General features: G+C 36.4%; 9 protein-coding genes. All 9 read left to right on the top strand.

Annotated elements, in window-relative coordinates; all coding sequences use genetic code 11:
* Positions 1–336: 336 nt before the first annotated feature.
* Positions 337–1,338 (top strand): helix-turn-helix transcriptional regulator, encoded by a 1,002-nt coding sequence (locus tag I6J03_RS05020; protein WP_003012294.1) that lies wholly within the window; start codon positions 337–339, stop codon positions 1,336–1,338.
* Between the two features lie 26 nt (positions 1,339–1,364).
* Positions 1,365–2,378, top strand: a complete 1,014-nt coding sequence (locus I6J03_RS05025) for a helix-turn-helix domain-containing protein (protein ID WP_003012291.1) — start codon at positions 1,365–1,367, stop codon at positions 2,376–2,378.
* Between the two features lie 291 nt (positions 2,379–2,669).
* Positions 2,670–3,647 carry a helix-turn-helix transcriptional regulator gene (locus I6J03_RS05030; RefSeq protein ID WP_003012289.1) on the top strand — a complete coding sequence of 326 codons (978 nt, stop codon included), beginning with the start codon at positions 2,670–2,672 and terminating at the stop codon, positions 3,645–3,647.
* On the top strand, positions 3,647–4,639 hold the full coding sequence (locus tag I6J03_RS05035) for a helix-turn-helix transcriptional regulator (protein ID WP_003012287.1): 993 nt from the start codon (positions 3,647–3,649) through the stop codon (positions 4,637–4,639). The genes I6J03_RS05030 and I6J03_RS05035 overlap by 1 nt, the downstream gene beginning before the upstream one ends.
* A gap of 108 nt (positions 4,640–4,747) precedes the next feature.
* Positions 4,748–6,037 carry a helix-turn-helix transcriptional regulator gene (locus I6J03_RS05040; RefSeq protein WP_003012285.1) on the top strand — a complete coding sequence of 430 codons (1,290 nt, stop codon included), beginning with the start codon at positions 4,748–4,750 and terminating at the stop codon, positions 6,035–6,037.
* A 153-nt stretch (positions 6,038–6,190) separates the two neighbouring features.
* Positions 6,191–7,231: a helix-turn-helix domain-containing protein gene (locus I6J03_RS05045; protein ID WP_003012283.1), complete on the top strand. Its 1,041-nt coding sequence runs from the start codon at positions 6,191–6,193 to the stop codon at positions 7,229–7,231.
* A 98-nt stretch (positions 7,232–7,329) separates the two neighbouring features.
* Complete coding sequence (locus I6J03_RS05050) at positions 7,330–8,454, top strand: clostripain-related cysteine peptidase (protein ID WP_003012282.1); 1,125 nt, start codon at positions 7,330–7,332, stop codon at positions 8,452–8,454.
* Between the two features lie 15 nt (positions 8,455–8,469).
* Entirely contained in the window at positions 8,470–9,387 is a 918-nt protein-coding gene (locus tag I6J03_RS05055; RefSeq protein ID WP_003012280.1) for a DUF5106 domain-containing protein, read from the top strand.
* 699 nt (positions 9,388–10,086) lie between these two features.
* On the top strand, positions 10,087–10,698 hold the full coding sequence (locus I6J03_RS05060) for a DUF3575 domain-containing protein (RefSeq protein ID WP_003012276.1): 612 nt from the start codon (positions 10,087–10,089) through the stop codon (positions 10,696–10,698).
* The last annotated feature ends 1,145 nt before the right edge of the window (positions 10,699–11,843 follow it).

Below are 11,843 nucleotides of genomic sequence, written 5' to 3' on the forward strand. Positions count from 1 at the left end.
CTTACCTACTTATAATGTACAAGCAACACACTTGCACTCGTCAAAAAAATTGCAAAAACAAGATTTCAATTTAAAAAAAATCATCAAATTCTCAGTGGCAAATTTAATTTTAGATAAAATTTATTTTTCCAATAAAATTTATCTGAGAAATATTCACAAATAGAACTAAACACCACAATAAGTTAATTAATTACCACTATAAGACTAATATAAGCAAATGTCTTATTGTGTTATTTAAATGTCCTTTCCTTTCCTTTTACTGTTTTTAGTTAATTGAAATTTGTAAATGCAACGACTGCCATCAGTAATTGCAAACTTATTATCGGTATAGCGTATATGAAAAAATTATTATTAAATATTACATATACACTTACACCCCAATGGCTGCAACAGTTTAGTGATCAGATTGGCACCCGACTAATCGACAACAAGATAATTCTCTTTTCTGGTGAGATTGCTGAAGGCAGGATATATTTTATAGAATTAATGCCCGGTTTGTCTGTGATGTTGAGAGATATGATTGTTCATCAACCTATATTCTTCAGCAGAAAAGCAAAGGAAGATGATTTGGTGTTTGTGTATTATGATTTGAGTGAAAGTATAAGTACTCACATTGTAAATGGAGTAGGTCATATGGTTGGCCTCAATTCTCCTTTCGACATGGGCATAGTTGATTCATCGGTAGAAAGCAGCTATATACCTATTTTGGAGGAACGGGTGTATTCTTTATGCTTATTGATAAGTAAAAAACTGCTAATCAAGCTATTTAAGAATCATATACAAAAGAATAATAAAAACGTCTATTTTGATCCCGAACGTAATACATTATTATTTTATGGTCATATTGATAGTCGCAGTAGGTTATTACTGAATCAACTCAAAAAAAAATCATACAAAGACCCCTCTTTTGAGCTTTTTTTCAGAAGTACTTCCTATCGCCTGTTTGGTTTGCTCATCGAAGGATTCAGCAAGATCAGCTACCCTTCTTTCAAATTGTCTGAGGTAGAGATTAAAGGTATTTTAGCTACTCAGGAATACATTTTAACACAATTGTGGGTGAAATTTCCGGGAGTGAGTAATTTAGCCCGAATGGCCGGAATGTCAGAATCAAAATATAAGCTGGCTTTCAGGCGGGTATTCAACGATACGCCAAACAACTTTTTTATGACCGAGAAATTATTCCTGGCAAAACGTCTGCTGATCAGTGGAGATTATAATTCAGTCTTAGAAATCGCATACGAACTAGGATACAGCAAATCCAGCTATTTCTCTGCTGTATACAGAAGTAAATTCGGAGTCTTACCAGGCAGCGTTTTAATCAGAAAAAAATCTTCCTGATTTTTCAATCTTAAACAAAATTCGATATGTTAAATGTAAAATGTAGTTTTAGTGTCAAGACAAATTGGAAAGAAGAACTGGCTATCAAACTAAACGGGCGGATCAATGGTAATTTTATTGAAATTCCTGAAGATATTTTTGTGGGAACTAATTATGTACTGAGCGTTGATAGAGATTTTTCAGTATGGTACTCCAATGGTAAATACCACAAATCTATTTGCTTTCAGTCACCGGAGAACGGACAAGCTGATTTCTTCTTTATTGTATTTGGTTATGGTACAGGAAGAATGTTGGCCATTAGTAGAGATAGCACATATGAATGCAATTATGGATTTGTTGTATTAGATAGTTCTGATAGATACCAGTTTATCATTGAAGCAGGATCTGAAAATTGTATTTTAATTCTTTTTGTTCGAAAAGAAGCTTTAAATAAACTTGCAAATACCACAATAGCAAAATATCCTTCATGTAGCAATTGTATTTACAATATAGAGAATACACCTATAAAAACAGGCAGAGTGAATCCTGAGGCATGGAAAATCATCAATGAATTCAGATATTTATGCCCCAATTCTGTGAGTTTTGATTATTTCCTGATTGGCGGCATGTATGCTATTTTGGGAATATTTATTTATGAAATCTCTAATATAAAAAACACGTATGCCGATCTGGAAGACAGCGATATCAGAAGAATACTTATTACTCAGGAATATATAATCAAACGACTGGACAAAAATTTTCCAGGCATTAAAAAACTCGCTTCCATAGCGTATATGTCCGAATCCAAATTCAAACACTTATTCCGCAAGATAACAGGTTTCAGTCCAAACAGTTTTTTTATCAAAAATAAACTTGAGCTTACCAGAAAGATAATCGAATTGGAAAGCTCTACTATTGCAGAAATAGCAAAAAAAATGAATTATTCAAGTCATTCTTACCTGTCTGAACAATTCAAAAAGCATTATGGATTACTTCCAAAGGAATACCGCACCAATTTGTTTCCTCATTATCCAAACAGTGGAGACGAAACAGTCTCCTAAATCATTAAAGTAAAACAAAAGTACTTAAGCCGAATACCATCGTCCAATATATCCCCTGTCTGAACACCTCTCCTGATATGCCCTTAATGTATTATATTTCCTCAAAACCACTAATACAGGTAAATGAGTCAAAGACTATTGTTAATTATTTCGAATAATACTAATCGAACAGTAAAAATTTATTTTATAATTTATCGAAATTTTATTTGTATCAAATTAAATACAAACTATTTTTGTTACTTTATGTTGTTTGAATAGTCTTATAACCTATGAAAATCAACATATAGTAAAATGGAAATCACACATGAAAACGGTGTTGATCCGTATTGGATCTATTCCCTTGCTCAAAAAATGGGAGGGGAAGTAGAAGGCTCTTTTCTAAAAATACCAGCAGAAGTGCTAGCAGGAACATGCTATTTTTTAAAAGTAAGTGATGTTATTTCCACATTTATTATAGATGGTGTTTTCAATCAATCCATTACTTTTCACCTGCGTAACACAAGGAATAATTTTGTAACCCTTCACTTTGATTTTACAGAAGGCGATGCTTTTCACATTCTTGATAATGTTTCCAATCCGGTTGGTCGATGGGAATATAATGTAGCATTATATGACAGCAGTCTGGATGCAGACTATGTTGTAAAAGAAGATAGTTCAACCTATAGTATAGATATTCATATAGATAAAAAGGAGTTAAGGAGAATTTTTTCAGGACTCCCTCAATTCAGGGATATTCTTAATACCATGTTTGATTCCGAAAAAAACACTTTTCTACGCTACGGTCGCACCAGCAATAAAGCCTGGTGGCTGATAAATGAATTGAGAAATACAAATCAGGAAGATCCCTTGTATGATATTATTGTTAAAAGCACCGTGTATAATCTGTTGAGTGACTATCTGGATCAGGTGATAAATCAGGAAATACTTTTAGAAAAAATAGTCAAAGAAGATCTGGTTTCTATTATAGATTCGCAATCCTTCCTGATCGCACATATTGAATCCGCTTTTCCGGGAATTAAAGAATTGGCAGGAAGAGCAATGATGTCCGAAACAAAGTATAAAACTTTATTCCGAAAAATAACAAGCTTGTCCCCGAATGCATTTTTCCTTCAGAATAAGCTCGCATTTGCAAAACAAATGCTGGAAACCGGACAACATACGATAGGTGAGGTAACCGCACATTATAATTTTACTAACGCATCATACTTTGCTGATCAGTTTAAAAAATTGTATGGTATCCCTCCAAAGGATTATTTAACACACATGTAATGAGACATATCAAACACTCCTACAGTCTGAGTCCTGACTGGATGTATCAGGTTGCTCACGCATTTGACACTGAAGTTGTAGATAACAAGCGCAGTACATTGCCACTACAACATGGGACAGGCGGCACAATTTTTCTGGAGATCACGTCAGGATTCTCTGTACAATTAGTGGACCTTATTTATACTGTACCTATCAAAGTTACACGCACACCTACAAAAGAGGATATGTATGTAGTCTATTATGATATCAGTGATCATTATAATCAACATATCATCGACGGCACAGACCACCAGGTTGGTTATTCTTCCAAATTCGGAATGGGATTTACAGACGGTAAAGTGGAAAGTACCTTTATTCCGGCTGTTGGAGAAAGAAATTTCTACCTCCGGCTATTCATAGCTAAATCATTGCTGCATTCTATGTTGTCAGACTGCAAGCCTACAGAGGCCGTGGAAGTCATCTTTGACAAGTCAAAAAAAGTTCTTTCTTACTATCAGCATATGGAGAGCGCAACACAGGTGTTGCTAAACGAATTGAAAAACAGATCCTTTGATGATCCGGCTTTTGAACTTCTTCTAAAAGGAGCTTCTTTACAGATTTTCAGCAATTTAGTCAGACGCATACGTTTATATGATGATAAGCTTTACAAACTACCCCAGCAGGATTTAGAAAACATGGATAAAAGTATATCCTATATGACAAATGATCTTCAGATGGATTTTCCAGGCATTCAGAAACTGGCTGAAATTGCAGGAATGTCTACATCCAAATATAAAACACTCTTTAAGAAGATCATGAAAGATACCCCTCAACAATTTTTCCTTAATGAAAAGTTACTGTTAGCTAAAGAACTTCTTAATGGAGGTATGTTCAGATCTATTAAAGAGGTTGCTCTGGAACTCGGATATAGCCAATCCGGATATTTTGCGGCAGCTTACAGAAAAAAATTTAACCTTCTTCCAGGTGAAAATTTTATAAAACCTATAGAATAACCTCATTTCTACCTTAATGTAGTAGTTTAATACCCTATTTTATCCTCTTTCAGCAATTTTGTGAGATAACTTTGTATTAATCAACAAGATATTAATGTGTAGAAAGTTATGAAAATAAAGAAATATATTATTATCGATGGGAACCCGGTTCTTTTTCCTGTAGAATTCAATCATGCCAGTATGGCTAACGGAACCAGAGTAGAGAGTGCAGGTTTCTTCATGATATTGCAAGACAAAGAAGGACAATTGAGAGTCAAATGTCTGGGTGAGAGTACTTCTCTCGGCTTAAAAAGCCATCCTGAAAGGGATGAAATGCTGATCACAAAGTATCTGGGCTTAAATCCGCGAACAGAAAACAGAAAAATCATACCTGAAATCAGTGTATACCTGAATAGTGAGATGGATTGTCTAAGTGATCTGGCTAAAGCAATATCAAAGACATACAATGAAGCAATCCCTTTAAAAGATAACCGTATTCAACTTCCTGAATCTGTAGGGAAAGGATGTATGTCTATGGTAGAACTCAGTACAGGTCTGGCCTTATTCAAAGGAAATGTAAGATTCAAGAATCCGGTGAAATTCTTACGTAATGTAACGCGCTCGAATGCACATCTGTACATACATTTCAATCTCAGTGAGGCCTCATTCATGATTAAAAAAGAAAATGGAAGACAAGTAGATGTAGGCGTTGACTGGGAAGAAGCTATTTTTTATTCCAGTAGTGGTAAAGGTGTGGAAATGGAACTTCCTGAAGACAAATGGGCAAAATGGGTTACCATTATCATACACCGCTCATGGCTGGTCAATAAACAATTAAACTATAATACTGATATAGGTGAGGATGTAATACAAGGATTTCTTCAGAACAAATCCATGCAGGGAATGGTCAATCTTACTATGGAAGAGATGTCACTTGCATTCCACCTGCTTGAAGAAATGGATCAAAGCGCCGGTATGCGTCTGCGGACAAAAGGCAAGGTACTCCAACTGCTTTCTCTTTTTATTTCCAGACATGTACAAAACGAAAATATTAAGTCATATGCAGATTTTTCGGACGTATCCAGAATCATGCGTGCAGTCGGAAATCTGGAAAAAAAACCAAACATTACATGGCCAACCATCAGTCTGATAGCACGCAAGTGCATGATGAGCCGTACCAAATTTATAACACTATTCAAGAGTATATATGGTAAAAGCTATCATAATCTGATGATGGATATCAGAATGCAAAAGGCAGCTGAATTTTTACAAATAGGTGAAGCTATATCGGAGGTTGGCCAAAAGGTAGGATTCTCTAATCTCAGTCATTTTGCCAAGACATTTAAACAAGTATTCCATATAGAGCCTAGTAAGTACAAACATATGGCCAATAATCAGGAAAGAAACTTTATATCCTGATATCTTAATGATAGTATACGGCACATATATGAAGAAATCAAGCCTCAGTCTTAAATTTTATTTAGTCTTAATCTAATAGTTAATTAGCTTATTTTAGCCTCCTGAGCAATCGTCGTACTGTAACTTTGTACATAAGATAAACACGTAATTGTCATGAAGTTAAATTTAGATTATTATCTGACAACGGATGAGCGATGGCTAAGAAACTTCTCTGATACGCTCAGCAAAATAACAGGATATGAAAATGAAATCCGGGAGAACAAACTCATCCTACACCCTGCTGTAGGAGAAGGAATGTTTGAACTGGCTACTTTTGGTGACGGCCTCAGTCTCTTGAGAGCAGACTGTATATTTCACACTAATTTAAAACTGAATCGAAGACCTGATCCCAAAAATGAAGAACTCATTATACATTTCAATATGAGTGAAGATCCCATATATGCGGACAAGACAAACAGCAGCAAAAAGGCTTCCTGGTTGAATTTTTCTGAGGCTGTCTATTATTCTTCCTCCGGCACAGGGCTAGAGACAAGGATACAACAAGGAGACCATATCAAATTGCTTCTTCTCATTGTAGACAGACGTTGGATCAATACCAATATCACCGAAAGAGACCTTGTAGATTCCAGCATTCTGAATCAGTTCAGGAATAACAAATGTGTAAAGGGAATATTAAATATGGATCTGGTTGATTATAATCTGGCTTGTGAAATTTTAGATCTGACATTTCCTCCACATGCTTTCAAACTCCATACACATGGAACTACATTAACTCTGCTTGCTCACTTTTTTAAAAAGATAAACATACGTGAGTATGCCTTAAAAAAAGAGATATCACAAGGAACCGAACCGTTTTCAATTCTAAAAGACAGATTACTCCGGCAGTTGCACAGACCCTGGCCTGCTTTAGAGACACTCGCAAGCGAGCACAATATGAGCAAGACAAAATTTATTCAATCCTTTATCCGGGTTTTCGGTAAAAATTACTCCCAGTTTTATCTGGATGCACGCATGGAAAAATCTGCAAGAATGATCCTGGAAGGGATGAGTGTATCTATGGCAGGTATGGAGGTCGGCTATACGAATCTGGGGCATTTTTCCAAAATTTTTAAAAGATATTATGGTATTTCTCCGAGACAGTATGCTAAAGAAAAAGAATTGATCCTCATACAGGCTAATGCTACTGTTGCCTGATTCCCCTTCCAAAAAAGCCTGTACGAGGTGTTTTATATTCCAGATTTCTAACAGACTGGTATAATCCGCAGTATTACCTTAATCAAAAGCTAAAAAATATGAAAAGATTGAATGTTTACTTCCTTTTATTATACTTCCTGCTACTTTGGAGTTGTGGTAAAGAAAAGGTGGATATTGTGCCAAAACCTCCTGTATCCCGCACCGTTATTGTGTACATGGGAGGCAACAACAACCTCCAGAATGAGACCTATGAAAAGATAGAATCCTTAAAACAAGGATACAAATCCGGTATGGGACGCCTCCTGATCTATCAGGCTGTCCGTGATGCTACACCACGGCTATTGGAAATCATAGCTGATCCATCAGGGAAAGGAATAGAGAAAGTACTCAAAACATATGAGAAACAGAATGCAGCAGATGCAACAGTATTTTCACAGGTACTGGCTGAGGTCAAACAAACCGCTCCTGCTCAAAGCTACGGTCTGATCCTTTTCTCTCATGCTTCCGGCTGGCTGCCACAAGGTACACTTATCAAACCCAGAACATTGCTCCAGAATAGTGAAAATGATCTTGAACTACGCGATTTTGCATCAGCACTTCCGGATAATAGCTTTGATTTTATAATCTTCGAATCCTGTTTCATGACAGGGATTGAAGTTATATATGAACTTAAAGACAAAACACGATATATCGTAGCCTCCTCAGCAGAAATACTTTCTCCGGGATTTACCCCTATATATCCTAAGTTACTTCCCTACCTTTATTCAGAAGAAGCTGATTTAGAGGGGCTTTCCAAACAAATTTTCAGTTACTACAACAGTCAATCCGGTGATTACCGCTCGGCCACTATCTCACTGATAGATGTCCGCCCTTTACCCGAATTGGCGACATGGGTACGTATAAATGCGACAAAACCGCTACAAGAATCTGAATTACCGCTTGTACAGTATTTTGACAGATATGCAAATTACAGACTTTTCTTCGACTTTGCGGATTATTTCAGCAGACGTACACCCACAGAAAGTCAGGCAGCCCTTCGATCCGTTTTAAACAAAATAGTTATTTATAAAGCTTCTACACCTCAATTTTTATTGGGACAGGGAGGCTTTACCATTCGTACACATAGCGGAATCACAAGTTATATCCCGCAGACACGATTCTCCTACCTTAATACCGAATATGCAAAGCTCAAATGGACTGCAGATACCCGTCCTAATCTATAGTAAAAAAAGACAAATATGAAAAATCTGGTTTTGATACTATTCAGTACAGCATTTATTGTTGCTTGTCAATCCCCATACAGGGAGCAAAGTAATCTACACGACAAAAATATTGACAGCCTTACTGCTTCTATTCACGGACAAGAACATAAGCATTATCTTGCTGAACATTATTGGGATAATATACCGCTATCAGATAGTCTTTCAGCGGTCGGGCTTCCCGCTTTTAAAGAATCTCTGGCCGACTATCTACTCCTGCTCCACACATTCCAACCTGAATTGGCAAAAGAAACAATGACCAGATTTTTAAATAGAAAAATAACGTCAGTTCCCCTTCTTATACAAGTCGGGGATCTTTTAGAAAATTATCTTTACGACCCTCTTTCTCCATTAAGAAATGATGAGTTGTACGCTATATTCCTGGAGTATAAACTGACATTTCCGAACATAGAAGACATTTATCTGGTGAGAACCAGGTATCAACTAAATATAATTTCCAAAAACAGAATAAATCAGACTGCCGAAGACTTTACATACATGACCGCACAGTCAAAAAAAACTTTTCTGTCTGCTATAAAAAGTAACTATACACTTCTGTATTTTTATAATCCTGACTGTCCGTACTGTAAAGACACTACAGCAAAAATGAAACAAAGTAATATATTAAAGCAATTAAAAACTGTGCGGCAAGGGCTTAGTATATTGGCCATATGTACCGAACCCACTAAAAACACCTGGTCGGATTACATCCTATCACTCCCTGCGGACTGGATAAACGGTTATAATGATAAGCTACACACACTACAGTTATATGACCTGCGTGCACTCCCATCGTTGTACCTGCTGGACGAGAATAAGAAAGTAATCTGTAAAGATGCTACATTCGAGCAGATAGAAACTGTACTGGCAGAACTACAACAGCAGGGGAAACTTTAAAAAACACTGTCCCTGATACGGAAGCCTGTTCATCTTTCTTTTTCAGGATATGATCCGGTTTATCCGGAGAGAAGTTTATTGCTCCATCCGGTAGGTTGATACTGACTCAGAAAGTGATTTGGCTAATACTGTTGGTGCGGACACCAACAGACGCAGCAGCGGCTGAAGCTTTATAGAATAAAAAGAATTCCCTGGCAAAGCCCTTCCTCCCTCCTTCCAGAGGAGAGATCCCGATGTATCAATAGAGAGGTTGACTATAAAACCAGATATTGAGCACTGCAGCTCAACTTAACATTTGCGACTGTATTCCATGACAATATCACAAAACTCTATCACCTTTCCCTCTAAAAACATTTGTGCTATAGAATGTGTTTTTCGAACATATTCTATCATTTAAAAGCTTTCTTACCGACTTTCAGAAGATAAATACATCGTCATTTGGAGAATAAAAAACCAACCAATACATTGTAAAACAACTACATCTGACATCCTCAAAACTTAAAACAAAAAAATTGATCTTTTCAATCAATTTTAAAATCAATCGGAACAATATCTTCCTTTTGCATTCCTAATATTTGCAATACTTTAATTTAGTACAAGAAATCAGATCGCTTCAGTTCTTCGATAAAGAGTTTATCGGAACAGAGACAGCGTGCTGATTCATTCTATATACATGTAATACATAATTATCGTCCATATATGAAAGCGAAAGTAGCACTTCTTATTTTATTCAGCCTGATTATAAACTGCAAGACCCTGTTTGCGCAATCTTCGCGTAGCAGATACAATAGCAGCAACAGTGGCTGGGTATTTAAGACAAATGTAGCAGGGTTGGCTATTGGCAATATTAACGCAGCAGCTGAAACGGTGGTCAATGCGAATTATGATTTTCCAATGACCGTACACACATCAGTATCCTATAATTCTTTGAAAAAGTATGCAGGAAACACCAAACTTCGTCACATTGCACTTCAACCTGAGTTTAGAATGTGGATGCAGGGAGAGGCTTTCAACGGATTCTTTGCCGGAGCCAACCTCAATTATGCCTACTACAATGTAGGGTATATATCGCTGAGCAACTCATTGAAAGACAATTATTATCAGGGACAACTGTTCGGTGTAGGACTGGCCGGAGGATATCAGATGACCATCACTGACAAGATCGGAGCAGAGGCGTCACTGGGTATAGGATATGCCAATATGAATCATGATGTCTATAAAAAAGAAAAAAATAGTGGCAAACTCCGTAGAGAAAGTTATAACTACTTCGGACCTAATAAGTTTTCGATCTCATTTGTGTATAAACTGTAATAGATCTTCAGTATAGTGTATTTCCTTACACGCTACAAATAAACTCTGCAGTGTATAATATCTGACTTTTAAAGACAATTAAAATCAGACTTTTCTACACTGCATTTTTTCTTTCCGGCTCGTAAATCTTTTATGATTTATGTACAATTTACACATCCGCAATTACTTTTTATTCTGCTTACAAAATTTCACCTATTCATAAAGTCAGCGTATCAAGACTAACTTTTCACACCCCCCTTTAGAAAGACAATATCAAAAATTAAAGGAATAAGCTGTAACTTTTTCCTGTTTCAACAGCTATCGGACCTATATTACTCAAAACTACTAACCTCTACCTTTGAGGTATTATAATCCTTAATATAACCGGATAATACGACTAGCAATACAGCTTCAGTACAGTATCCTGTTTCTTTTACATAGCTATCCTGATGTTGTGTCTGCACAACATGTATGATCAGGGCTGCTACATTACCCGTAATATACCACCTTATTCTACAGGCGGCAGGCCACAGCTATCCTGTAGCTTATGCTGCTCTCTCAGCCTTTAAGCTGATAAACATTCGGTTTAACGATTATGCTACACTTTATAGTTGTTCACCTCCTGTAAACATTTGATTTAAGCTCATTTTTTCAAGCATTGCAGGCAAATATGGGACAGCAATTTTTTCACCTTAATTTATTTTGCGGGACAAGTAAAAAACTTTTTTGTTCATTATTAATTCATTTCGAACAATCAGCAAGATAAAAAGTCCGTCCGTACAGCATTTGAAGCTTTCATCCGGGATGTTAAATTTTATTTTTCCCGACAGCAAGGCTTCTTCCTTACAAGCGGATGAAGATCCTTTATCTATCACCAAATTGCTCTTAACCTCCTTTTACAAGTACTGATCCGTTACCGGAAAGAGGCATATCTTACGACAGAAACTGCAGGCAACTGTTTACTTTTCAAAATTACACGTTATTATCATCTTTATGATCGGTCAGAATAGATCACTTCCTGTCCTTTGGCGATTTTAGTGTCGGGAAAATACAGTGTATCAGTTATACACATTAACTAAAGGCAAGAATTAACATTATCCATTAACTACTTCCGGATACAGAAGCTCATAAGATATAAGCTGAAATATCTGTGCATGGCAGTATAA

The sequence above is a fragment of the Sphingobacterium spiritivorum genome, from assembly GCF_016724845.1.
GTDB classification, from domain to species: Bacteria; Bacteroidota; Bacteroidia; order Sphingobacteriales; family Sphingobacteriaceae; genus Sphingobacterium; species Sphingobacterium spiritivorum_A.